The 22,800-nt window shown below is 67.6% G+C and carries 19 protein-coding genes and 2 tRNA genes; 15 read left to right on the top strand and 6 right to left on the bottom strand.

Features of this window, described 5'->3' with window-relative positions; genetic code table 11:
• The first annotated feature begins 46 nt into the window (after positions 1–46).
• The 3 genes from ACQEVO_RS24125 to ACQEVO_RS24115 all read left to right on the top strand — a co-directional run bounded on the left by ACQEVO_RS24125 (position 47) and on the right by ACQEVO_RS24115 (position 6,190).
• A complete protein-coding gene (locus ACQEVO_RS24125; protein WP_432917237.1) occupies positions 47–4,990 on the top strand; it encodes an NAD-glutamate dehydrogenase in 4,944 nt (1,647 codons plus the stop codon).
• The gene (locus ACQEVO_RS24120) at positions 4,987–5,454 is read left to right on the top strand and encodes an acyl-CoA thioesterase (protein WP_432917234.1); all 468 of its coding nucleotides are present in this window, start codon (positions 4,987–4,989) and stop codon (positions 5,452–5,454) included. Before ACQEVO_RS24125 ends, ACQEVO_RS24120 begins: the two co-directional genes overlap by 4 nt.
• Before the next feature lie 94 nt (positions 5,455–5,548).
• Positions 5,549–6,190 (top strand): hypothetical protein, encoded by a 642-nt coding sequence (locus tag ACQEVO_RS24115; protein WP_432917231.1) that lies wholly within the window; start codon positions 5,549–5,551, stop codon positions 6,188–6,190.
• A 111-nt stretch (positions 6,191–6,301) separates the two neighbouring features.
• On the opposite strand, the gene ACQEVO_RS24110 is transcribed toward ACQEVO_RS24115, so the two are convergent.
• On the bottom strand, positions 6,302–7,033 hold the full coding sequence (locus tag ACQEVO_RS24110) for an HNH endonuclease (protein ID WP_432917228.1): 732 nt from the start codon (positions 7,031–7,033) through the stop codon (positions 6,302–6,304).
• 242 nt (positions 7,034–7,275) lie between these two features.
• On the opposite strand from ACQEVO_RS24110, the gene ACQEVO_RS24105 reads away from it, so the two are divergent.
• From ACQEVO_RS24105 to ACQEVO_RS24095, 3 genes are all read left to right on the top strand, one after another.
• Positions 7,276–7,707 carry a globin gene (locus ACQEVO_RS24105; protein WP_432917226.1) on the top strand — a complete coding sequence of 144 codons (432 nt, stop codon included), beginning with the start codon at positions 7,276–7,278 and terminating at the stop codon, positions 7,705–7,707.
• A gap of 291 nt (positions 7,708–7,998) precedes the next feature.
• Positions 7,999–8,292 carry an aa3-type cytochrome oxidase subunit CtaJ gene (gene ctaJ, locus ACQEVO_RS24100; protein ID WP_280396980.1) on the top strand — a complete coding sequence of 98 codons (294 nt, stop codon included), beginning with the start codon at positions 7,999–8,001 and terminating at the stop codon, positions 8,290–8,292.
• Positions 8,279–8,743 carry a DUF5130 domain-containing protein gene (locus ACQEVO_RS24095; protein ID WP_432917223.1) on the top strand — a complete coding sequence of 155 codons (465 nt, stop codon included), beginning with the start codon at positions 8,279–8,281 and terminating at the stop codon, positions 8,741–8,743. Before ctaJ ends, ACQEVO_RS24095 begins: the two co-directional genes overlap by 14 nt.
• A gap of 95 nt (positions 8,744–8,838) precedes the next feature.
• On the opposite strand, the gene pepN is transcribed toward ACQEVO_RS24095, so the two are convergent.
• Complete coding sequence (gene pepN / locus ACQEVO_RS24090) at positions 8,839–11,409, bottom strand: aminopeptidase N (protein WP_432917220.1); 2,571 nt, start codon at positions 11,407–11,409, stop codon at positions 8,839–8,841.
• Between the two features lie 69 nt (positions 11,410–11,478).
• Here pepN and ACQEVO_RS24085 point away from each other — a divergent pair, with 69 nt between their 5' ends.
• The gene (locus ACQEVO_RS24085) at positions 11,479–12,366 is read left to right on the top strand and encodes a phosphoribosylaminoimidazolesuccinocarboxamide synthase (protein ID WP_432917217.1); all 888 of its coding nucleotides are present in this window, start codon (positions 11,479–11,481) and stop codon (positions 12,364–12,366) included.
• Between the two features lie 24 nt (positions 12,367–12,390).
• On the opposite strand, the gene ACQEVO_RS24080 is transcribed toward ACQEVO_RS24085, so the two are convergent.
• Positions 12,391–13,611: an NAD(P)/FAD-dependent oxidoreductase gene (locus tag ACQEVO_RS24080; RefSeq protein WP_432917214.1), complete on the bottom strand. Its 1,221-nt coding sequence runs from the start codon at positions 13,609–13,611 to the stop codon at positions 12,391–12,393.
• Positions 13,612–13,774: 163 nt separating this feature from the next.
• Here ACQEVO_RS24080 and ACQEVO_RS24075 point away from each other — a divergent pair, with 163 nt between their 5' ends.
• On the top strand, positions 13,775–14,422 hold the full coding sequence (locus tag ACQEVO_RS24075; protein WP_432917211.1) for a mycothiol-dependent nitroreductase Rv2466c family protein: 648 nt from the start codon (positions 13,775–13,777) through the stop codon (positions 14,420–14,422).
• Positions 14,423–14,471: 49 nt separating this feature from the next.
• On the opposite strand, the gene ACQEVO_RS24070 is transcribed toward ACQEVO_RS24075, so the two are convergent.
• Positions 14,472–15,506 carry a M48 family metallopeptidase gene (locus tag ACQEVO_RS24070; RefSeq protein WP_432917208.1) on the bottom strand — a complete coding sequence of 345 codons (1,035 nt, stop codon included), beginning with the start codon at positions 15,504–15,506 and terminating at the stop codon, positions 14,472–14,474.
• A 121-nt stretch (positions 15,507–15,627) separates the two neighbouring features.
• Between ACQEVO_RS24070 and ACQEVO_RS24065 the strand changes: the two genes are divergently transcribed.
• Entirely contained in the window at positions 15,628–16,101 is a 474-nt protein-coding gene (locus ACQEVO_RS24065) for a ribose-5-phosphate isomerase (RefSeq protein WP_432917205.1), read from the top strand.
• 5 nt (positions 16,102–16,106) lie between these two features.
• Positions 16,107–16,919 (top strand): Fpg/Nei family DNA glycosylase, encoded by an 813-nt coding sequence (locus ACQEVO_RS24060; protein WP_432917202.1) that lies wholly within the window; start codon positions 16,107–16,109, stop codon positions 16,917–16,919.
• A gap of 130 nt (positions 16,920–17,049) precedes the next feature.
• Here ACQEVO_RS24060 and ACQEVO_RS24055 read toward each other — a convergent pair whose 3' ends face one another.
• Positions 17,050–17,994 (bottom strand): diguanylate cyclase domain-containing protein, encoded by a 945-nt coding sequence (locus ACQEVO_RS24055; RefSeq protein ID WP_432917199.1) that lies wholly within the window; start codon positions 17,992–17,994, stop codon positions 17,050–17,052.
• Between the two features lie 453 nt (positions 17,995–18,447).
• Between ACQEVO_RS24055 and ACQEVO_RS24050 the strand changes: the two genes are divergently transcribed.
• Both ACQEVO_RS24050 and ACQEVO_RS24045 read left to right on the top strand, forming a co-directional pair.
• Positions 18,448–18,518: transfer RNA gene (locus tag ACQEVO_RS24050), tRNA-Gly, on the top strand.
• Positions 18,519–18,549: 31 nt separating this feature from the next.
• Positions 18,550–18,623, top strand: a tRNA-Pro gene (locus ACQEVO_RS24045).
• A 38-nt stretch (positions 18,624–18,661) separates the two neighbouring features.
• On the opposite strand, the gene ACQEVO_RS24040 is transcribed toward ACQEVO_RS24045, so the two are convergent.
• The gene (locus tag ACQEVO_RS24040) at positions 18,662–19,510 is read right to left on the bottom strand and encodes a MerR family transcriptional regulator (RefSeq protein ID WP_432917196.1); all 849 of its coding nucleotides are present in this window, start codon (positions 19,508–19,510) and stop codon (positions 18,662–18,664) included.
• Positions 19,511–19,779: 269 nt separating this feature from the next.
• Here ACQEVO_RS24040 and ACQEVO_RS24035 point away from each other — a divergent pair, with 269 nt between their 5' ends.
• From ACQEVO_RS24035 to ACQEVO_RS24025, 3 genes are all read left to right on the top strand, one after another.
• Positions 19,780–20,253, top strand: coding sequence for a hypothetical protein (locus ACQEVO_RS24035; RefSeq protein ID WP_432917193.1), 474 nt, complete (start codon positions 19,780–19,782; stop codon positions 20,251–20,253).
• A gap of 45 nt (positions 20,254–20,298) precedes the next feature.
• Positions 20,299–21,192: an ROK family protein gene (locus ACQEVO_RS24030; RefSeq protein WP_432917190.1), complete on the top strand. Its 894-nt coding sequence runs from the start codon at positions 20,299–20,301 to the stop codon at positions 21,190–21,192.
• 434 nt (positions 21,193–21,626) lie between these two features.
• Entirely contained in the window at positions 21,627–22,745 is a 1,119-nt protein-coding gene (locus ACQEVO_RS24025; protein ID WP_432917187.1) for a GAF domain-containing protein, read from the top strand.
• Positions 22,746–22,800: the final 55 nt, after the last annotated feature.

Below are 22,800 nucleotides of genomic sequence, written 5' to 3'. Positions count from 1 at the left end.
GGGCGGCATCGGTGTGTCCGAAGATCCGCATCCAAGGGAGTGGGAAATGACGGTCTCGTCCGAATTGTCCAGCGAGGCATGGTTTGCCGAACTGCCGGACACCTTACGTGCCGGGCTCCCCGCCCTCGAGGAGGGATATTTCCGGCATGTGGGGACCGACGAGGCGGACTGTGAGGTCACCGCTGCCGAACTCACCTTCCGGGCTCACCTTGCGCTGGCCCTGAACCGGCAACCGGGTCAGGGCGCGGTGCGCGTGCATCATCCCGACGACGGGACCGGGCTCGGAGCCGCGGTGCAGATCGTGACCGACGATATGCCGATGCTGGTCGATTCGGTCACCGCCCTGCTGACCCGAATGGGCGGTACGGTGCGCGAGGTCATCCACCCCATCGTCACGGTGGAACGCGATGCCGGCGGGCGGCTGCTCGCCGCCCGTCCCCACCTCGCCGGTCAGGACCGCAACGGGTCCTCCGTGGCCCGCGAATCCTGGATCCATCTGCAACTGCACCGCGCGACCAGCGCCGAACTCCTCGACGAGATCGCCGCCGCCGTACCGGGCGTTATCGGCGATGTGCGGCAGGTGAGCAGGGATACCGATGCCATTCACGCCCTGCTCCACGATCTCGCCGCCGGGCTGGACCGGGCCGGTGACACCGTGGAAACCGGGGAGGCCGATATCGCGCCGTCGGACTGTGCGGGGCTGCTGCGCTGGATGGCCGCCGGTAATTTCACCGTGCTCGGTTACGCCCGCTACCGCAGCGAACCCGGCGGCTCGCGGCCGGAGCTGGTTCCGGATTCCGCACTGGGCGTCCTGCACCCGGGCACCGGTACCGGCTTCCAGGTGCCCGTCGGCACGGGCGTGCCGCGGCTGCTGCGGATGACCCAGGGCCTGGTTCCGGTGACCATGCAGCGGGCGGTCTATCCGTTCTTCATCGGGGTGGCCGATCTGGACAGCACGGGCGGATTCCGCGGCGAACACCTTTTCATCGGGGTCTTCACGGTGACCGCACTGCACGAGAACGTGCTCGACATACCCGTGGTGGGCACCCGGGTCCGCTCGGCCATCACGGGCAGCGGATTCGACCTGGATTCGTTCTCCGGCCAGGCGATGCTCGAGGTGATGCAGGGCTTCCCGCGCACCGAACTGTTCGCCTGCGATGCGGCCACGCTGCGCCGGATCGCCGGTGCGGTACTCAATGTGGGGCTGCGCCGCCAGGTCCGGCTGTTCCTGCGGGTCGATCCCTACGGCCGGTTCGTCGCCGCGATGGTGTATCTGCCGCGTGACCGCTACACCACCGCGGTCCGGCTCGAGATGCAGGACATCCTGGTCCGCGAACTCGGCGGCGCATCGATCGACTACTCGGCGCGGGTGAGCGAAAGTGAGCTCGCCAGCGTGTATTTCACGATTCGGTTGCCCGGTGCCGATACCGCCGAACCGGTGCGGATCTCCGCTGCCGCGGACGTCTCGGAATCGGAGCGGCTGCGCATCCAGAATCTGCTGGGTGAAGCGAGCCGCACCTGGGACGACCATCTCAACGACGCGGTGAGCGAATCGGCCGTCCTGGACCCGCGTATCGTGCGCCGGTACTGCGAGGCCTTCCCCGACGGGTACAAACAGGATTTCACCGCCGAGCGCGCACTCGCCGATATCGACCGCCTGGAGCGGTTGCAGCCGGGCAATATCGACCAGCATCTGTACCGGGTCTCCGGCGCGCCCGCCGGTTCCTGGCGTTTCACCCTGTACATCGGCGGCGCCGGGATCTCACTGAGCCAGGTTCTGCCGGTGCTGCAGAGTCTCGGTGTCGAGGTACTCGACGAACGGCCGTACCGGATCCGGCGCGAAGCCGACGGCGACGGCGGGGCCGGTGAACGCTGGATCTACGATTTCGGCCTGCTCGCGAGCCCGGAGCTGCTGCGGGCCGCGCTGGACCAGGATCTCGACGCCGAACTGCTCGAGGTGGCACCGGGTATCCGGGCTGCCGTCGGAACCGCACCGGCCGACGGGGTCCGCGGGCGGTTCACCGATGCCTTCGACGCGCTCTGGTACGGCCGCGCCGAGGCCGACGGACTCAACGAACTCGTTCTGCGCGCCGGACTCACCTGGCGTGAGGTCTCGGTCCTGCGTACCTACGCGAAATACCTGCAGCAGGCCGGGTTCCCGTACAGCCAGGTCAATATCGCCCGGGTCCTGCACACCTATCCGGATACCGCCCGGCTGTTCGCGCAACTGTTCGCCGCCCGGTTCGACCCCGACAGCCATTCCGCCGAGCACGCCGACGAACTCGAAGCGCGGGTGCGTGAGCGGATCGATCAGGTAGTGAGCCTGGACGCGGACCGTATCCTGCGGGCCATGCTCGGGCTGATCCGGGCCACGTTGCGCACCAACTACTACGTCACCGGCGCCGACGGTGCGGCCCGGGACTTCATTTCGGTGAAGGTCGAGCCGCAGGAAATCGCCGAATTGCCGCAGCCGCGGCCGAAGTACGAGATTTTCGTGTATTCGCCGCGGGTGGAGGGTGTGCATCTGCGGTTCGGTGCGGTGGCGCGGGGTGGTTTGCGCTGGTCGGATCGGTTGGAGGATTTCCGGACCGAGATTCTGGGTTTGGTGAAGGCGCAGGCGGTGAAGAATGCGGTGATCGTGCCGGTGGGTGCGAAGGGTGGTTTCGTGGTGAAACGTCCGCCGGCCGCGACCGGTGACGCCGCCGCCGACCGGCAGGCGCGTACGGCGGAAGGAATCGAGTGCTACCGCACTTTCATCTCGGGGCTGCTGGATATCACCGATAACGTCGATCTTGCCGGGGGACAGGTATTGCCGCCGGAGCGGGTGGTGCGCCGGGATGGTGATGATACGTATCTGGTGGTGGCTGCGGATAAGGGGACGGCGACGTTTTCCGATATCGCCAATGATGTGGCGGGGCGGTATGGGTTCTGGTTGGGGGATGCGTTTGCGTCGGGTGGTTCGGCGGGGTATGACCACAAGGCGATGGGGATTACGGCGCGGGGGGCGTGGGAGAGTGTGAAGCGGCATTTCGCGGAGTTGGGGGTGGATACGCAGTCGCAGGATTTCACGGTGGTGGGTGTGGGGGATATGAGTGGGGATGTGTTCGGTAACGGGATGTTGTTGTCGGAGCATATTCGGTTGGTGGCGGCGTTCGATCATCGTCATATTTTTTTGGATCCGGATCCGGATGCGGGGTCGTCGTTTGCGGAGCGGGCGCGGTTGTTCGGGTTGGCGCGGTCGAGTTGGGCTGATTACGATCGGTCGTTGATCAGTGCGGGTGGCGGCGTCTACGACCGCACGGTGAAAGCGGTTCCGATATCTGCGCAGGCACGGGCCGCACTCGGCTTGGCCGACGACGTGGTTTCGCTGTCGCCGCCGGATTTGATCCGCGCCATTCTGCTCGCGCCGGTGGATCTGCTGTGGAACGGCGGTATCGGCACCTATATCAAGGCCAGTACCGAGACCAATGCCGATGCCGGCGACAAATCGAACGACGGCGTGCGGGTCGATGCGAACAAGATGCGCGTGCGAGTGATCGGTGAGGGCGGAAATCTCGGTGTGACGGCCCTGGGCCGGATCGAGTTCTGCCGCAACGGCGGGAAGATGAACACCGATGCGCTGGACAATTCCGCCGGCGTGGATTGCTCCGATCACGAGGTGAACATCAAAGTTCTGCTCGACGGTGTGGTTTCGGCCGGTGAGCTGGATATCGTCGACCGCAATCCGTTGCTCGCGGAAATGACCGACGAAGTCGCCGAATTGGTGCTGCGGGACAACGTTTCGCAGAACTATCTGATGGGGATCTCCCGGGCCGAATCCGCGCGCATGCTCAATGTGCACCGGCGCCTGATCGAGGAACTGGAAACCAGCCGGGGCCTGGACCGTGACCTCGAAGCGCTGCCGGCCGATATCGTGCTGAAACGCCGGCTCGAGGAGGGATCGGGGCTCACCTCACCCGAACTCGCCAATCTGCTGGCCCATGTGAAACTGGCGCTCAAAGCCGATCTGCTGTCCGGTGATCTGCCCGACAGCGCCTATTTCGGGGCACGCCTGCCCGACTACTTCCCGACACCGCTGCGGGAACGGTTCGCCACGGCCATCAAGAAGCACCGGCTGCGCCGGGAGATCGTCACCACCATGATCGCCAACGAGGTGGTGGACTACGGTGGCCTCACCTATACGTTCCGGCTGCAAGAGGAGATCGGCGCCACCGCCACCGATACCGTGCGGGCATTCGCCGCCGTCACCGAAATCTTCGGGTTGCACGATATCTGGGCACGCATCCGCGCCGCCGACGCCGGTGTCGGCGTACGCGATGAGCTCGAACTGGAAACCAAACGCACCCTGGACAGGGCGTCGCGGTGGCTGCTCACCAACCGCCCCCAGCCCATCGCCGTGGGTGCGGAGATCAACCGGTACTGTGTGGGTATCCGGGACCTGGCGCCGAAGGTGCCGGGCTGGTTGCGCGGTCACCATGTCAGCACGCTGACCGATCACGCCGCCGATCTGGTCGCCCGCGGCGCGCCGCTCGACCTGGCCACCGAGGTCTTCGGGTTGCTGCATCTGTTCCCCCTGCTCGATATCGTGGATATCGCCGATATCACCGATCGTTCCGGCGACGAGGTGGGTGCGCTCTACTACGCGCTGAACGAACACCTCAAGATCGACTGGCTGCTCGAGGCGGTGAGCCACCTGGAACGCGGCGATCGCTGGCACGCGCTGGCCCGGCTCGCGCTGCGTGACGATATGTACAGCTCGCTCCGTTCGCTCACCTTGGATGTGCTCTCCGGTGGCGACCCGGAGGAGAGCGCGGACGAGAAGATTGCATACTGGGAGTCCAAGAACCAGTCCCGGCTGGGCCGCGCCCGCGCGGCACTGGCGGAGCTGTTCGAATCCGGAACCCACGATCTCGCCACATTGTCGGTTGCGGCGCGGCAGGTGCGCAGCATGGTGAGCGGGGTGGGCGCCCAATCGGAGGTACCACGGTGACAAACGCAATTTCGGGCGACGTGGCGGATGCCGAGGCGGCCGCCCCGGCGCCCCGCTTCCACACGTCCGTACACGTGCGCTGGTCGGATATGGATGTGTTCCAGCATGTCAACCATGCCCGTATGGTGACGCTGCTGGAGGAAGCCCGGATCCCGTGGCTGTTCGAAGACGACCGGCCGACCGTGGCGCTGCGCAACGGCTGCGTCCTGGCGGATCTGCACGTCAAATACCGGGACCAGCTCCGGCACGAGGACACCCCGCTCGATATCGCGATGTGGATCGAGCGGTTGCGTGCCGTCGATTTCACCGTCGCCTACGAGGTACGCGCAGCCGGGGCCGCGCCCGGTTCGCCGGCCGCGGTCACCGCCACCACCCAGCTGGCCGCCTTCGATATCGAAACCCAGCGCCTGCGCCGGCTCACCGGGCCGGAACGGGAGTACCTCGCCCAGTGGATGCCCGTGTGAGCAGGCCGGGACGGTTCGTCACGGCCGCGAGTATTCGGCACAGTCCGAGTCCGGAGGCTGTGCGTTCGTGATATCCGATCAGCGCACTCTCTCCGTGCCCGACCCGGCGGAACGCGAGAATCTGGCGACCTTCCTCACCCGGGCCCAGCGGCTGGACCCCGCGACGGTGGTGCGGTTGCGGCGGCGTGGGCAGGGTTTGGTTGCCGCCTGGGTGGCCACCGGGTTCGAGGCGCTGGCCACCCGCACGATCGGCGCGGAACTCGTGGCCGACGATGTGACGGTGGGCGCCGAAACGATATTGTTCGCCCTGCGCTCACCGGGGCCGATCGACCTCGGCTATTCCCTGGACTCCGCCTGGCGTGGTGCCCTGCCCCCGGCCACCGGATTCGGGCATATCGACGATCTGCCCGCCCGGACCCTGGTCGAGCTGGCCGAACGCGGTGCCGACCTGGCGAAAGAGCACGGCTCCGGCCACGGTCCGCCGGCCTCGCTGCTCGACCAGACGGTCATCACCGTCTCGGCCGAGCAGGAACAGGTGCAGATCCCGATGCGCGTGGTGTTCGCGCTCACCTCCATGGACTTCATCCCGCATTCCGGTGACCGGGCGGAATCGACCCGGATCCCACCCGGTGAACTGGTCCGGGTACGCGCCAGCAGAACCTGGCTGCGCCTCGACGCCCGCTACGGTTCCGTCGCCCGGCGCCGGACCGGCAATCTGTCATTGACACCCCAATAGGGCTGTCGTCTCAGGGCACATTCGAAGTCGGCCGTAGCCGATCTCGGGCGCTGACAGCCGGACCAAGGGGGCCAAAACCCCGCGCGCCGGACGCGCGCCGAAAAACACAGCTCAGGCAGCGCCTTCGCCGAGGTACTGCAACCAGACCGGGTCGAGTTCGTTGACCGTGGACAGCAGGCGCCAGTGCGGGCCTTTCGGGGAGATCAGGGGTGCGCGCAGGGTCCAGCCGAGTTCGCTGAGCAGTTTGTCGGCTTTGCGGTGGTTACAGGGGGCGCAGCTGGCGACGCAGTTCTCCCAGCTGTGCTCGCCGCCCCGGCTGCGGGGGATCACGTGGTCGATGGTTTCGGCCTTGCCGCCGCAGTAGCCGCAGCGGTAGCGGTCGCGTTGCATGAGGGCGGCGCGAGTCATCGGGACCCGGGCGCGGTAGGGGACACGCACGTAGGTGCGCAGGCGAATGACCGAGGGAATGCTGACGGTGGCGCCGGCGGAGTGCAGGACCGGTCCGGTGGGATCGTGGTGAACCGCGTCGGCCTTATCGCAGACCAGGAGGACGATCGCGCGGCGCGCGGTGAGCGCGGTGAGCGGCTCGTAGGTGGCGTTGAGCAGTAGAACGCGGCGTTTCAGCCAGCTGATCGACGGCGGGGAGTGGAGTTTGGCGGCGGATTCGCCGCGGGAATGAACAGAATCGGTATCGGTGGCGGTCTCGGAGTTGTGCCGGTTGACCGCGTGATCGGACAGCAATTGCAGCGGAGGAGCCCCCGACCCACGAGCGTGGACGTCGGCGGGCTTCAGTTGTCGGTGGCGTATCGCCTCCGGTGATCGGGCGCCGGTCCGTTGCTTCATGTCGACCCCAAATTCTGCGTTTCAAGATCATGTGGTATCTCGCCGGGAGACAAGATCCAGTTGACCATGGAAGGCCCCTCGGTGCACGGTTATTTTGCACAATGGCTGGTTAACTGTCGCTGAAGCGACGCCCGAGGTCAACGCCTCGGCACGCTCTCGACGGTACGGGCGTACCGCCGAATCTGCGAACCCACGCCGCGGCGGGCACAATGGACGGCGCATCCAGCGAAACGAGAGGGTTCATGACTTCGGGTATTCCGGCTTCCGGCGATCCGGCCGGCGAACAGGCCACGATCTCCTTCTACGACGCCGTCGGCGGGGAGAAGACCTTCCACCGGCTGGTGGCCACGTTCTACCGCGAGGTCGCCGCCGACGAGGTGCTGCGGCCGATGTACCCGGAACAGGATCTCGGGCCGGCCGAACGCCGGTTGCGCATGTTCCTGGAGCAGTACTGGGGCGGCCCCCGCACCTACTCCGACGAACGTGGCCACCCCCGGCTGCGTATGCGGCATATGCCCTTCGAGATCGGCCCCGTCCAGCGCGACGCCTGGCTGCGCTGTATGCGGATCGCGGTCGCCGAGATCGAACCGGAAGTCCTCGACGACGCCCACCGCCGCCAGCTGCTGGACTACCTGGAAATGGCCGCGAACTCCCTGATGAACACCACTTGGTGACAAGCCGGCCCGCCGGTAAAACCGTAACCGGCGTCGGCGCTGACCCCAGCGAGAAACTCTACGGGCCTGCAAACCGTCCCGAACGCAACCACGGCGGCGCCGAGTCTTACGAGGCCCTGAGAGGGTTCGGCCCGTCCCTGCTGTCAGCGCTCGATGCGATGCGGCGCAGCCGCGAGTGTCGAGCGCTGACAGCAGGGACCCAGGAGGCCGAACCCCGCGCCGCCGGAGGCGGCGCAGATGAACACAGCACCGGTGCACCATCTACTACAAAGGATCGTCTACCTTTGTCGTGTGAGCATTCTCGAGACAGTGGCGGTTTTCGCCGGTATCCCGCTGGGGATCTACCTCATAATCGCTGGTTTGTCGTATCTCGGTAAGCCGCTGCCCGGTGAGAAGCCGGTTCACTTCGATATGAGCAAGAAGTGGACCTCCGCGCCGGTGCTGTGGAGTGCTACCGACGAGGTCACCGGGCACGGTCATTCCTACGATGCCGGTGAGTCGCCGCATGGTTCGCATGTGGCGTTCGACGCCCTCGAATCCCCCAAGGAAGCGCTGATCGGAGGCCGGGCAAGTGGCAAGTACTAAATGGCCCGCGGTGGTCGAGTCCGAACTGCCGCACGGATACGCGATCACCAGCAGCGGCCGGGTTTCCGGGGTGCACGAGGCCGGTGACGTGTTCAAAGAGGCGCCGTTCGACAACAACGAGCGGCTGGCCATGGACAATGTGCTCACCGAGGCGACCCGTGCCACCAAGGTGCGGTTCAACGTCTATATCGGTGACCTGGGCCCCGATGCCGGTGCCGCGGTGGACGCACTGTTCCCCACCACTCCGGAGGCGGCGCGTTCGGTGCTCATCGCCGTTTCCCCGAACGACCACTCCGTCGAGGTCCGCTCCGGCCGGGAGGTGGCCGATCGCGCCAACGACCGGGTGTGCCAGCTCGGGGTCACCGCCGCGCTGAGCTCGCTGCGGCAGGGTGAGCTGATCGACGGGCTGATCTCGGCGATCCGGGTGATGGCGGCGGCGATCGGCCGCTGATATCCACGCCGCCCGCGGGCGGCGTTCCGGGAGCGCTCGCTACCGACGAGAACGGGGCGTCCACCAGCCGGTGGACGCCCCGTTCGTCGTTTTGCTCAGGAGATATCGAAGGCGCGGGCGCGCAGCGAGCGCTCGATACCCGCTTTACCCTCGACGACCAGCCGCCGCAGGGCGGGCGGATGATCGGCGGCGAGGAATTCGTCGGCTCGGGCGACGGCCTCTTCGCTGATATCCCAGGCCGGGTACAGCCCGATCACGACCGTTTGCGCGACCTCGCTGGACCGGCGTTCCCACACCGCGGGGATCTCCGCGAAGTACCGCTCCACGAAGGGCCGCAACAGGGCCTCCTGCCCGGCCGGGGCGAAGCCGTTGACGATCGACCGCGCCGTGATGTTGGGCACCGAATCGTCTTCCAGCACCATCGCCCAGGCCGATTCCTTGACCTCGGCGATCGGGCGGGCCGTGGACGCGGTGGCGGCCTGCCGGCGCCCGGCCGCGGTTTCGTCGTTGCGCAACTCGGCGTCGATGGCGGGTGTGGTGTCGGGGCTGTCCGCATCGACCTCGCCGGCGGCGGCGAGTGCGGTGAGCAGCCGCCAGCGCAGGTCGGTGTCCACGGTGAGCCCGGGCAGGCCGACCCCGGCGGGGTCGCCGTCGAGCAGTTCGCGCAGCACCTCGGTATGCCACGGGGACAGTTTCGCGCCGGTCAGGGCGTTGACGAACGCCAGCTGGTGGTCCGACCCGGCTTCGGCTTCGCGGGCCAGTTCCAGTAGGCGGTTCGCATAGTCCTGCCAGCCGGTGGTGTCGGCCCATTCGGGGTCGGCGTAGCTGCGCAGGGCCGTATTGGCCTGCATGAGCAGCCGCTGCACCACGCCGATCTCGGTTTCCGCACCGATGCCGCGCTGCACCAGCGCCACGAAATCGCGGGCCCGGAACTCGGCCTGCCGGGTCATCTCCCAGGCCGCCGACCAGGCCAGGGTGCGCGGCAGCGGTTCGGCGATATCGGCGATGTGGTTGATCAGGACGTCGAGCGAATCGGGGTCCAGGCGGACCGAGCAGTAGGTGAGGTCGTCGTCGTTGATCAGCACGAATTTGCCGCGCGGAACGCCGACGAGTTCGGGAACCTCGGTGCGCTCGGCGGCCGCGAGGTCGAGTTCCACCCGTTTCGTGCGGACGAGCTTGCCTTCTTGCTCGTCGTAGACGCCGATGGCCAGCCGGTGCACACGCTGCTCACCGGCGCCCGGCGCCGCGCCCTCCTGGATCACGCTGAACGAGGTGAAGGTGCCGTCGGCGCCGACCTCGAAATCGGGCCGCAGGATATTGAGGCCGGTGGTCTTGAGCCACTGGGCGCCCCAGCCGGACAGATCCCGGCCGGAGGATTTCTCCAGGGCCGCCAGCAGGTCGTCGAAGGTGGCGTTGCCGTAGGCGTGCTCGGCGAAGTACGCGCGCAGCCCGGCGAGGAACGGTTCGAGCCCGACGTAGGCCACCAGCTGTTTGAGCACGCTGGCACCCTTGGCGTAGGTGATGCCGTCGAAGTTGACCTCGACCGCGGCCAGATCGGGGATATCGGCGGCGATCGGATGGGTGGAGGGCAGCTGATCCTGCCGGTAGGCCCAGGATTTCTCGACGTTGGCGAAGGTGGTCCAGGCGCTGGTGTATTCGGTGGCCTCGGCCTGGCACAGTACGGAGGCGAAGGTCGCGAACGATTCGTTCAGCCACAGATCGTCCCACCACTTCATGGTGACCAGATCGCCGAACCACATATGCGCCATCTCGTGCAGTACGGTTTCCGCGCGCCGCTCGTAGGAGGCCCGGGTGACCTTGGACCGGAAGACGTAATCCTCCAGGAAGGTCACCGCGCCGGCGTTCTCCATCGCACCGGCGTTGAACTCCGGGACGAAGAGCTGGTCGTACTTGCCGAAAGCGTAGGGAACGCCGAAGTTCTTGTGATAGAAGCCGAAACCCTGTTTGGTCTCGGTGAACAGCCGGTCGGCGTCCATGAACTCGGCGAGCGAGGCGCGGCAGTAGATACCGAGCGGAATACTGCCGTGATCGTCGGTGTAGGTATCGGTCCATTCGGCGTACGGACCGGCGATCAGCGCCACCAGATAGGTGCTCATGAGCGGCGTGGTGGCGAAGCGGTGCCGGCCGCCCGCGGAACTGCCGGCGCCGTTGGAGATGACCTTCCAGTCGGCCGGTGCGGTGACCTCGATATCGAAGGTGGCCTTGAGATCGGGCTGGTCGAAGCAGGCGAACATCCGTTTGGCGTCGGCGGTCTCGAACTGGGAGTACAGGTAGACCGCGTCGTCGGCGGGATCGACGAACCGGTGCAGGCCCTCGCCGGTGTGCGAGTACTCGCAGTCGGCCTCCACCACGAGTTCGTTGCGTTCGGCCAGATCGGGCAGGGTGATTCCGGTGGACTCGTCGTAGCCGGCGATATCGAGGGGTTTGCCGTTGAGAGTTGCCGAACGGACACCACGGGCGACGATATCGATGAAGGTCTGCGAACCCGGTTTCGCGGTGAAGGTGACCGTACTGCGCGAGAAAAAGGTGTGTTCGCCCGGCTTCCCCGCCCCGTCCGTCAGATCGAGGTCGATGCGGTAGTTCTCGACCGAGACGACGCCGGCGCGTTCGATCGCCTGTTCGCGGGTGAGGTTCGGTGCGGACATCGGGCTCCTTCGTTGACACAGAGTGTGGGGGCACAGAGGTACGGGCACGGGCCTTGTCCACAATGCCACGTGGGTAAGGTTGCCCGCGCGGGAGTTGTCCGCACACCACTCGACCAGGATCGGAGCCGCAACGTGAAGCATGTGCACGCCGGAAAGGTGCGCGACCTGTACACCGACGGCGACACCCTGCTGCTGGTCGCCTCCGACCGGGTCTCGGTCTACGACGTCTCGCTGCCCACCCCGATCCCGGACAAGGGCGCATTGCTGACGCAGCTGTCCAACTGGTGGTTCGAATTCTTCGCCGATATCCCGAACCACGTGCTGTCCACCACCGATGTGCCGGCCGAATTCGCCGGACGGGCGGTCCGGGTGAAACCGTTGAAGATGGTGCTGGTGGAGTGTGTGGCCCGCGGGTACCTGGTGGGGTCGGGGTGGAAGGAATATCAGCGCAGCGGGTCGGTGTGCGGGGTGGCGCTGCCCGCCGGGCTGCGGGAAGGGGACCGGCTGCCCGAGCCGATCTTCACGCCGACCACGAAAGTGTCCGACACCGGGCACGACGAGCCCATGACATTCGACCAGGTGATCGAGCAGGAGGGGCGGGAGATCGCCGAGCGCTTGCGCGAGCGCACCCTCGACCTCTACACCCGCGGCGCGGCGCATGCCGCCGAACGGGGCGTCATCATCGCCGACACCAAGGTCGAATTCGGCTGGGACGGTGATGTGCTCACCCTCGGCGACGAACTGCTGACCTCCGATTCGTCCCGTTTCTGGCCGGCCGCGGAATGGGAGCCCGGCCGGCCGCAGCGTTCCTTCGACAAACAGTTCGTCCGCGATTGGGCCACTTCCACCGGCTGGGACAAGGAACCCCCCGGCCCGGAGATCCCGGCCGATATCGTCGCCGCCACCCGGAACAAGTACATCGAGGCCTACCAGCTGATCACCGGCCGCACCTGGTGAATGCGCGGCCGGCGGGGCCCGTCCTCAGAGCGGGACAGCGGTATCGGCCAGCCGGTCCGGGTCGACCGGGTCGCCCGACAGGATCAACTCTTTGATCCGGTCACCCACGTCCCATACGTTCACGTTCATCCCAGCCAGCACCCGGTGCCGGTCGTCCAGCCAGAACGCGACGAATTCGCGGCCGGCGAGGTCACCGCGGACGACGACCCGCTCGTATTCGCCGGGGGCGGCGAAACCGGTGTACTCCATGCCCAGGTCGTACTGGTCGGTGAAGAAGTAGGGGAGGCGGTCGTAGGCGGCGGCCTTACCGAGCATGGTCCGGGCGGCCACGGCGGGTTGATTCAGGGCGTTGGCCCAGTGCTCCACCCGGATCCGGCGTTCCAGGACGGGATGAAGCTGTTCGGCGATATCGCCGAGCGCGACGATATTCGGGTCGCTGCTGGTGAGTCCCGCATCGACAAGCACCCCGGTGCCGGTGAGCAGTCCGGCCGCTTCGGCGAGTTCGAGCCGGGGTCGTGCGCCCACCGCGACCAGGACCGCGTCCGCCGCGACCGCGGTTCCGTCCGTAAGCTGCGCGCCGCGTGCCCGGCCGCCGGATACGGTGATCCGCTCGATCTGGGTGCCGAACCGGAACTCGACCCCGTGCTCCCGGTGCAGGTCGGCGAATACCGCACCCATTTCCGGGCCGAGCGCGCCCAGTAGCGGCGCGGGAGCCGCCTCGAGCACCGTGACCGCCACCCCCACCGCGCGGGCCGCCGCGGTGACCTCGAGCCCTATCCAGCCCGCGCCGATCACCAGCAGCTGTTTCGCGGTGCCGAACAACTCGATCAGCGCGTCGGAGTCCTCGAGGGTGCGCAACGTGTAGACGCCCGGGGCGTCCCCGCCCGGGACCGGTAGCGACCGCGGCGCGGCACCGGTGGCCAGGGCGAGTTTGTCGTAGGGCAGGGTCGAGCCGTCCGGCAGGGCGACCGTCCGCGCACCCCGGTCGATGGCGGTGACCTCGGTGCCGAGCAGCAACTCCACATTGTGGTCGCGGTACCACGCGGCATCGGCCACGGTGAATTCATCCAGGGTTTTCTTGCCGGCCAGGTACTCCTTGGACAGCGGCGGGCGTTCGTAGGGCAGCCGTTCCTCGGCGCCGATCAGCGTGATATGCCCGTCGAAATCGTTGGCACGCAACTCCTGTGCCAGTTTCGCGCCGGCCAGTCCGGCGCCGGTGATCACGAAATGCTGTGCAGATGTCATGGATACCACTCCCTTGTCGTGCGGTGTTCCAGCGACGATCCGAAGCTCCGCCGCCAGCCTACTGACCCCGCCCGGCCGGATCGGGAACGAAAACACCGCGGCCGGGGTTGCTCGATGTGAGGCGGCGCAGCGCCCGTCGACAACCTAGGGAGAGGAACCCGACGTGTCCGAACCGGCCGAAAAGAAGAACCTCGCCGAATTCTGGTTCGACCCGCTGTGCCCGTGGTGCTGGATCACTTCGCGCTGGATCCTCGAGGTCGCGAAGGTGCGCGATATCGAGACCCGGTTCCATGTGATGAGCCTGGCGGTACTGAACGAGGGACGGGATCTGCCGCCGGAATACCAAGACCTGATGAAGTACGCCTGGGGCCCGGTGCGGGTCGCGATCGCGGCCCAGCAGCAGCACGGCGACGAGATCCTGTCGCCGCTGTACACGGCCCTGGGTACCCGCTTCCACAACCGCCGGGCCGAGTTCGAGAAGGAGGGCGATACCGCGGGCACCTTCGCCGCGATCGTCGCCGACGCGCTCGCCGAGCTGGAATTGCCGGCGCAGTTGTCCGCGGCGGTGGACAGCGGCGACTACGACGAGGCGCTGCGGGTCAGCCATCACGCGGGCATGGACAAAGTGGGGCCCGATGTCGGCACGCCCACCATCCACGTCAACGGTGTGGCGTTCTTCGGCCCGGTGCTCTCCCGGATTCCGCGCGGCGAGGAGGCCGGCAAGCTCTGGGACGCCGTGGTGACCCTGGCCGCCTACCCGCACTTCTTCGAACTCAAGCGCACGCGCGACGAGAATCCGCAGTTCGACTGACCGCCGTGGTGGCCGATCCCGGCTCGGCCGGAATCGGCCCACCACGGGCTCAATGCGGGGTTTTCGACATGGTCACCGTGCCGCCGCCGGGGGTTCCCGGCGGCGGGGCGAGCGGTCGCGGCCCGGCGTTGGGCCGCCAGAACAGCGGACCGTGCCTGCTGCGATCGCGCAGGGCCCACATCCGCCACGTGAGCACCGGATGCGACGACACGGCATTCACGATCCAGACGAAGAAGCCGCGTTCCTGCGCCGCGCGGTCGGCCATTTCGTCGAAGCCCACCACGGTGTTCAGGTATTTGCCGGCCGCCAGGGTGCCCATCGCGGCCGCCGCGCCCTGCGGGCGGTGGCAATAACCGTGGTTGTCGGCGGTGTACTCCTGTGCGCGGATCAGCGAATTACCCAGGACGGGCAGCACCGGGACCAGGAACATACCGAGCATCCGCCAATAGGAGGTGTGCCCGGCCGCGATATGCCCGACCTCGTGACCGATGATGAACGCCAGCGCATCGGGTTCCCGGGCGGCGCCGCTGACCTCGAACAGATCGCTATAGACCACCACGTACCGGCGGAAACCGTGGCCGGAGGCGAAGGCATTGATCCGCCCGTTCCCCAGCACCACGTAGGCGTCGGGTGCCGACGCCATCCCGAACCGGGCCGCGGCCTCCTGGACCATCCGGTAGCCCTCGGGGAACTGGGTCGGTGACATCTTCACCCCGTTGACCCGCTGCCGCGAATAGTTGATACCGCGGCCGAACCAGATCAGCAGCGGCGCCGCCACGAGGACCAGGACGTACTGGTTGGTCGAACCGAGGACGAGCAGCAGGAAGGCCAGCAGGTAGCCGACCGCGGTCACCAGCACCACCACGACCAGTAGCGGGATCTCCCAGCTGTGCCGTGCCGGCATCCCGAACGGCGACAGCCCGCGCGGTTCGTGCGCCGGCCCCGGCGGCGGGGGATAGCCGGCCGGTAGGGCGCCCGGGACGCCGGGACGGTCGGTGAGCCACGGGTAGGGCCCGGGCTCCGGCGGATTCCCTGCCCACGCGGGGCCGGATCCGGACGGCTGCTGAGGGTCGTGCGGCTGCATACCCCCGACTCTAAGCGGACCTCCGCATTTGCTCCTGGCGTGCGGGTGCCGCCCCCGGCGCCGGTGCGGTGGTCCTACGCCCGCCGTCACCGGCCGAGCCCGGGCCTGACACAATCGCGGCATGCGCGTATACCTGGGTGCCGATCACGCTGGTTTCGAATTGAAGAACGCCGTCAAGGACCACCTGGAGAAGGCAGGTCACGAGGTCGTCGATTGTGGCGCCCTGGTCTACGACGCGCTGGACGACTACCCCGCCTTCTGCATCGAGGCGGCGCGCCGCACGGTCGCCGATCCGGGCAGCCTCGGGCTGGTGTTCGGCGGCAGCGGCAACGGCGAGCAGATCGCCGCCAACAAGGTACCGGGGGCGCGGTGTGCGCTGGCCTGGAGCGTCGAGACCGCCCGGCTGGCACGGGAACACAACAACGCCCAGCTGATCGGTATCGGTGGCCGGATGCATTCGCAGGAGGAGGCACTCGCGATCGTGGACGCCTTCATCGCGACCCCGTGGTCCGACGAGGAGCGCCACCAGCGGCGGATCGATATCCTCGCCGCCTACGAGAAGACCGGCGAAGCGCCCGCGCTGCCCGCGCACTGACCCGGGTGCCGGAGGGACATACCCTGCACCGGCTCGCCCGCCGGCACGAGCGCCGCTTGGCCGGCGCGGTGGTGCGGGTGTCGAGTCCGCAGGGCAAATTCGCGGCGGGCGCGGCACGGGTGGACGGCCGGATCCTGGTGCGGTCGCAGGCGTGGGGTAAGCATCTGGTGCACGAGTACGAGGGTGAGGTGTTCGTCCACGTGCACCTCGGCCTGTACGGGACGTTCACCGAATCCGCGTTGCCGATGCCGGAACCGGTGGGGCAGGTGCGGATGCGGATCTGGGGTCCGGGTCGTGACGGTTGCGGGTTCGGGACCGATCTACGCGGCCCGGCCGCCTGCGAGATCCTGACACCGCCGGAGGTGGCGGCGCTCGTCGCCCGGCTCGGCCCCGACCCCTTGCGCCCCGACGCCGACCCGGACCGGGCGTGGGAGCGGATCCGGCGCTCCCGGCGCGGTATCGGCTCGTTGCTGATGGATCAAAGCGTGATCGCCGGGGTCGGCAATGTATACCGCGCGGAAGTGCTCTTCCGGCACGGTATTTCACCGGCCCGGCCGGGTAACCGGATCACCGCCGCGGAATGGTCGGCGCTGTGGACCGATCTGGTCGAGCTGATGAAGGTGGGGGTGCGCCGCGGGAAAATGCACGTGGTGCGGCCCGAACACGATCACGGCGCGCCCTCCTACGCGCCTGATCGGCCCCGCACCTATGTCTACCGCCGAGCCGGTGAAGCGTGCCGCTGCTGCAACGACTCGGTTCGGCACAGCGTCCTGGAAGGCCGCAACCTTTTCTGGTGTGCGCAATGCCAGCCGCAGTGACCCGCCGCCGGGCCGATTGCCGGGCGGCGGTGGATCGCTGCCCGGCCGGACGAGATCGTGTGGCCGTACAGACCGCTCGGCCGCGCCCGATCGCTCAGCGCACCGATGGCTCTGCCGCGGCCGTGATCGCTCAGCCCGCGACGGCGGTATCGCCGGCCTCGGCGCCGACGTACCGGCGCCCGCCCGCGGTTTTCGCCGAGTACATCGCCCGATCGGCGCGCCGCAGCAGTTCGGCGAGTTCGCTGCGATCCGCCGGCGGCGCATAGGTGGTGCCGACACTGGCCGATACCTGCACCCGCCCGGCCGACGACCACACCGAATCGTTCAGTGCGAGCACGATATCGGCGGCCAGTTCGCCGACCCGGTTCTCCGCCATACCGGCGGCGAGCACGAACTCGTCCCCGCCGTAGCGGCACACCACCGCACCCGGCGGCGCCACTTCCCGTAGGCGCTGCGCCAATTCGACCAGTACCTCGTCGCCCACCGCGTGCCCGTAGTTGTCGTTGATCTGTTTGAACCGGTCGAGATCCACCACCAGCAGGCCGATACCGCGCTCCGGGTGTTCGGCCATCTTCCGGACCCGCCGGCGCAGCAGGGTGCGGTTGGCCAGGCCGGTCAGCGCGTCGTGGGTGGCTTCGTATTCCAGTCGCTGCTGTAGCGCGGCGAATTCGCGGACCCGCTGCGTGGCCTCGTCGGAGAAATTCTTCTTCTGCTGCGCCAGCGCCAGTTCCTGTAGTGCGTGGGCATAGCTGTCGATGGCCTGGCTGGCGACCAGCGGCCACTGGGTGGCCTCGAGGGATCCGCGCGGTCCGGCCGGGAAACCCAGCAGGGTGCGGGTCACCAACGCGAGCATCCGGACCTGGTGCAGCGGCTCCGCGCACAGCCGGGCACCGAGCCGGCGGGCCGCTCGGATCGGGAACGGATCGGACACCGTCAGCTCCAGGAGCTGCTCGAGGATCTCGACGAGCACCGGTTCGATCTCGGCCGCGGTGATATCGGCATCGGGCTGGGCGCCGGCGGCGCGGGCCCATTCACGGGCGGTGGACCGGATGGGCGGCCGGTTCTCAGCTGTCATTGCGATCACCGGCGACGGAGGTAATCGCGCCGCGAACCCGCGGCTTCGGTACCGGGCAGACCCGGTTCTGTCGTACTGCTGTGCGGATGGTCCACCTTGTCGGGTGCACGCCACCGCCCCCTTTCCAGATACCCCGTCCGGCAAGAAGATCGTAGCAAGATGGTGGGGCGTGCAGACCTGCGTTCTAGAACAGGTTCTCCAACCCCGGAACAACAGCAATCTCTGGCGTATCGCACGGGATTCGCCGGTGTTACACACTTTCGCGGAATTTTTTTCCGGACCCGGAGGAGGGCGAACGCGGGCCACGCCGCGTAGCCGCCACCGGGCGCCCGGGGCATCACGCCGGCGACTCACCGGCACCGGGGACGGGGCTGATTGGCGTAAGGAAAGTGGTATTCGGTACAGTGCGCTATGCACACGGCATTGTGGCGATCCCATGGGTGCCGTATGCATGCGGGTGTAGTTCAATGGTAGAACCTCAGCCTTCCAAGCTGATGGTGCGGGTTCGATTCCCGTCACCCGCTCCGACCGGTTACCGCCCCCGTATGGGGGATACGGGGTGTGGCGCAGCTTGGTAGCGCACCCGCTTTGGGAGCGGGTGGTCGCAGGTTCAAATCCTGTCACCCCGACAGTGCGCACCGATATCGCCGGCATGAGGCCGGCTTCCTCAACTGCGTGAGCGCGATGGCTGCTTGCCGTTCGGCGGCTGCCGCGGCGAGACCGGGGGTAGCGGGCGCTGTTGCGCCGTGGTCACGGGCCGCTGCACCGACGGTGCCGGGCGCTGCCGGGCGGTGGTCGGGCGCGCGGGCTGCGGATCGGGGGTGGGGAGTTCGGCCCGGCGGCCGAAGGCCTGGTCGATCAGTTCCGAGGCGGCGCGGGTGACGATCAGCCGCGCGATGGCCAGATCGGTTTCCAGTTTGGTGCGGTCCTTGGGGTTTCGTTCCGACTGTTCGTAGGACTGGCCGGCCAGGACGTAGAAGATCTCGGCGGCGTAGCGATCGGCGATCCGGTCGCACTCCGCGCGCATGCGTTCGACCAGGTGGAAGGTCGCGGCCGCGGGGAGCCCCGCATCGGTGAGCCGGGTGGCAAGATCGCTGCAGCGCGGGTTGGTGACCCGGTAGACGTCGAACGGATCGTCGCTGGCCGCCAGCGCCTGCTGAACGTATTCGGGCAGTTCGTGAACCGGTTCGTCCGCTTCGGACGGCGGTGGGCCGGCCGGTGCCGGGCGCCCGGGCGGCTCGGCGGAATTATCGGTGACCCCCAGCACATCGGCCAGTCCGTCGCCGCGGTCCCAGGCGGCCAGCAGCTCCCGGATGCCGTTGAGTTTCATTCCGCGGCCCAGCAACCGGCTGATGGTCTGCAGCCGGTTGAGGTGGTCGGAACCGTAGTAGCCGATCCGGCCCCGGACCTCGGGCGAGGGCAGCAGCCCGCGCTCGTGGTACACGCGGACACTGCGCACGGTGGTCTCGGCGGCCCGCGCCAGCTCGTCGATCGTGTACTCGGATTCGGCAGGCATACCTATAGGAAACCATATTTGGGCCCGTAGATAAACGGTCCATAACCAAACGAACCGCTGAATGACGGCTTAAAGATGTGAAATGCGTGTCAACGTCCCGTTAATCAACGGCACAAGACCTTGCCTAGCAGCCCATCGGTGTTCTACCGTCGTGATACAGCTGACATCAGCTGGTTTCCGGGGACTGTTGAGCAGCCCTGACGTTCCGCCCGACCAACGGGACACGTATCGGTACCCCCGGCGTGCCCTCGGCAGTTCCGGAGACGGTGATGAGCACAACACGAGTACGGTCGTTGAACGTGGTCCTACCTCGGGCTACGGATCATTCGCGGGTTCCCGCGCCGACCCTTTCCGCGCCGGTGAAATCGGTGCAGCGACCGCCCTGCGCGGAGGTCCCCGACAGCTGGGACCTGGATTCCGGAACCCCGGACGCATGGCATTCGGCAGTACGTACTTGCTATGGCTGTCCGCTTTTCGAGCAGTGCGCCAAACTGGCGCAGACCCTTATCGAGCGGGGCGACTCCCCGCGAGCCATGATCTGGGCAGGCGTCGCCTACGACAACTCGGGCAATGTCATCGAGGATCTGGACCGGCACCGGACCGTGCCGATCGATCACAAACGCCCGATGCGGATCATCCGCAACGGCCCGCGCCCGACGCACGGAAGCTCGGTTTCCGGTGCGCCCAAACGGCATATCGTGCTGGGCCGCCCGCTCCGGCCGACGGAAACCGCCGCTGTCTGATTATGCTGCGGGGGCAAACGCGGATCTAGCTCTGGTGGTGCGTAGATGACAATCCTGGCGTTGGAGATCGGTCCGACCCGCTTGGCCGCGATCGAGATCGCCGACGACGTGGGCGCCGACCAGGTCCGGCAGATTCCCGTCCCCGGGCAGGGCGCCTGGGACAAAGTGCGAGAACTGTTGCTGGACATCGCCGCCGGCCGGGAGGTCGATGCCGTGGGTATCGCCTCCAACGGGCCCCTCGATATGGCCGCCGGGGTGGTGGCTCCGATGCAGATCCCGGAATGGGAGGCGGGTTTCCCGCTGGTGGAATCGGTACGGGAGCTCTTTCCCGCGGCTACCGTGGCGCTGGCCCTCGACGGGGTGTGCCTTTCCCTGGCCGAACGGCATTTCGGCGCGACCCAGGACGTCATGGACTCGCTGGCGATCCATCTCGGGGACACGATTGTCGGCGGTGTGATGGTGGGCGGTTTCGTCGTGGTGGGGCGCACCGGAAACGCCGGTCAGGTCGGGCATGTGCTGATACCCGGTTACGACGATCCTTGTAGCTGCGGCGGCCGCGGCTGTCTGGAGTCGGTGGTCGGCGCCCGGCCGCTGACGAGCTGGGCGCAGCGACAGGGCTGGGGCGGTAATTCGATCGCCTCGCTGGCCGCGGACGCGCAGGCCGGCGATCGGGTGGCGGTTGCCGCACTGGAGCGGGCCGGGACGGCGCTGGGGCGGGCCATCGCCTCGGTGGCGGCGCTCCTGGATATCGACCGGGTGGTCCTGGGCGGTCCGATCGCCGGTCCCGGCTCCGTCCTGTGGAAACCGTTGCAGAACGCCGTCGCGATGCATGCCCGGCTTCCCTTCCTGCCCGGATTGCGGGCGGTTCCCTCTGAGCTGGCGGACCTGGGTCTGCTGGCGGGAGCGGGTGTGATCGCATTGACCTCGCAGAGCGAATAATGCGCCGCCGGCGCACCGTCGCCAACTGAACGACACCCTCCCGCAGCCGGTTTCGCACCAGCCGTGGCCTGCGGGGTTCACCCGGGGTAAAGTTCGTCCGATGAATTGCCGGGTATCAGTGATCGCGACCGTTGCTGTCGTGGCACGCCGCTCGGCGGTGCAGTTTTCCGTGCGTGCCGTTGGCCGAGCGGCGAAGCCGCCGGGTTGCCACGTGTTTCCCACCCCTGTGTCGGTGCGGCCCTGCGTGCCCGGGCGAGGCGTTTCCGACGCCGCTCCCCGGCCGCCGCGCGGGGGTATCTCAGGTTCGCCGTGAGTCCACTGTTGAACGTACCGCTGAGCAACGGTACATTATCTTCTGCGGCCGTTGTCTCGATAGAGATACACACCGCGCAACGGTTGGACGCACGCGATGAGAGGGCGCAGTGATCCCCTGGGTGACGGTCGAAACTTTGGCGCCGGAAGGGTTCTCGGTCGCGTCGGTCGGGGACACCGCACGGGACTTCGCCGACTGGCGGCGGGTACTGCAACGGCAGCTGGCCCGGACGCCGGCGCTCTACGACGGATTGACCACCCGCGACATCACGGAAGCCCTGCGCACCTCGATCGAGGGCGCGGTCGAGCTGGACCGCACCTTCTCCACCCGGTCCGGACCGCACCGCCTGATGGTCCGGCCGGTGTTCGGGCCGGGCGGCGAAGTGCATGCGGTGCGGTGGTGGGCGGGACCGGCCGAGGCCGAGGTCCCGCCGCTACCCGTCGCTGTGGGCGCCGTCTGGGACCTGGACAGCCAGACACTCGCCCAGCCGAGCGGGATCACCGCGCTCTCGGGAATCGCGCCGGAAGAATACGTACCCCGGATGTCGATCGCCGAATTCTTCCATCGGGTATCGGCATTCGACCGGCACGCCGAAGTGCTCGATCTGCTCTACCGCCCGGAAGGCGGAGACAAACTGCAGTTCGAGGTTTCGGTGCTGCGTTCGGCCGGACGGGCAACCCGCTGGCGGATCACGGTGCGGGCCCGCGACGACGCTCGCACCCGCGGCGCCTGGTGGCTGATCGAGGACATCACCTCCGAGAACAATCCGGCCATCTGGCCGACCCTGGAAAGCGTCGGCCTGCGCGAGGCGCACCGCCGGGCGGGTAATCATCTCGCGGTGGTCCAGTTGGGACACACCAGCATTTCGCATTGGCTCACCGATCCGGCGCCGTGGGTCCGCTGGGACTACCTCTTCCGGCCGGTCGACGTATTCCATCCCGAGGACCGGGTCCGGCTGGTGGAGATCGGTTCCCGGGTCAGCGGCGGTGACAGTGCCGGTGTCACGGTGCGGGCGCTGAACTACAACGGCGGCTACACCCCGACCTCGCTGCTGCTGTACCCCTACCCGGGCTTCTCCAACCGTGAACTGGCTATCGCCCAATTGGTTCGGGCGGCCGACGATACTCCCATGGTGGAGCCGGATCTGTCCGATCTGGCCAACGCGGAGAGCCCGATCGGCTACGACGACCAGCTGCGGTTCCGGCTGGCCGGCCGGTTGCGGCACAGCTCGATGTCCTGAGGCCGGAGTCTCTGAGGTCCCCATGTGTGGGAAGTGGTGATCCGCCGGTGGGCAG

It is taken from the genome of Nocardia sp. CA-290969 (assembly GCF_050936135.1).
Lineage (GTDB): Bacteria > Actinomycetota > Actinomycetes > Mycobacteriales > Mycobacteriaceae > Nocardia.
Note: the sequence above shows the minus strand (reverse complement) of the source record. Positions and strands in the feature narration are given on the sequence as shown.

What these genes read in the sequence shown, in the direction of transcription:
- ACQEVO_RS24125 (WP_432917237.1), top strand. Translation starts at nt 47, where the DNA reads ATGACGGTCTCGTCCGAATTGTCCAGCGAGGCATGGTTTGCCGAACTG.
- ACQEVO_RS24080 (WP_432917214.1), bottom strand. Translation starts at nt 13,611, where the DNA reads ATGACATCTGCACAGCATTTCGTGATCACCGGCGCCGGACTGGCCGGC.
- ACQEVO_RS24030 (WP_432917190.1), top strand. Translation starts at nt 20,299, where the DNA reads ATGACAATCCTGGCGTTGGAGATCGGTCCGACCCGCTTGGCCGCGATC.
- pepN (WP_432917220.1), bottom strand. Translation starts at nt 11,409, where the DNA reads ATGTCCGCACCGAACCTCACCCGCGAACAGGCGATCGAACGCGCCGGC.
- ACQEVO_RS24055 (WP_432917199.1), bottom strand. Translation starts at nt 17,994, where the DNA reads ATGACAGCTGAGAACCGGCCGCCCATCCGGTCCACCGCCCGTGAATGG.
- ACQEVO_RS24105 (WP_432917226.1), top strand. Translation starts at nt 7,276, where the DNA reads ATGACTTCGGGTATTCCGGCTTCCGGCGATCCGGCCGGCGAACAGGCC.
- ACQEVO_RS24065 (WP_432917205.1), top strand. Translation starts at nt 15,628, where the DNA reads ATGCGCGTATACCTGGGTGCCGATCACGCTGGTTTCGAATTGAAGAAC.
- ACQEVO_RS24035 (WP_432917193.1), top strand. Translation starts at nt 19,780, where the DNA reads ATGAGCACAACACGAGTACGGTCGTTGAACGTGGTCCTACCTCGGGCT.
- ACQEVO_RS24110 (WP_432917228.1), bottom strand. Translation starts at nt 7,033, where the DNA reads ATGAAGCAACGGACCGGCGCCCGATCACCGGAGGCGATACGCCACCGA.
- ACQEVO_RS24070 (WP_432917208.1), bottom strand. Translation starts at nt 15,506, where the DNA reads ATGCAGCCGCACGACCCTCAGCAGCCGTCCGGATCCGGCCCCGCGTGG.
- ACQEVO_RS24040 (WP_432917196.1), bottom strand. Translation starts at nt 19,510, where the DNA reads ATGCCTGCCGAATCCGAGTACACGATCGACGAGCTGGCGCGGGCCGCC.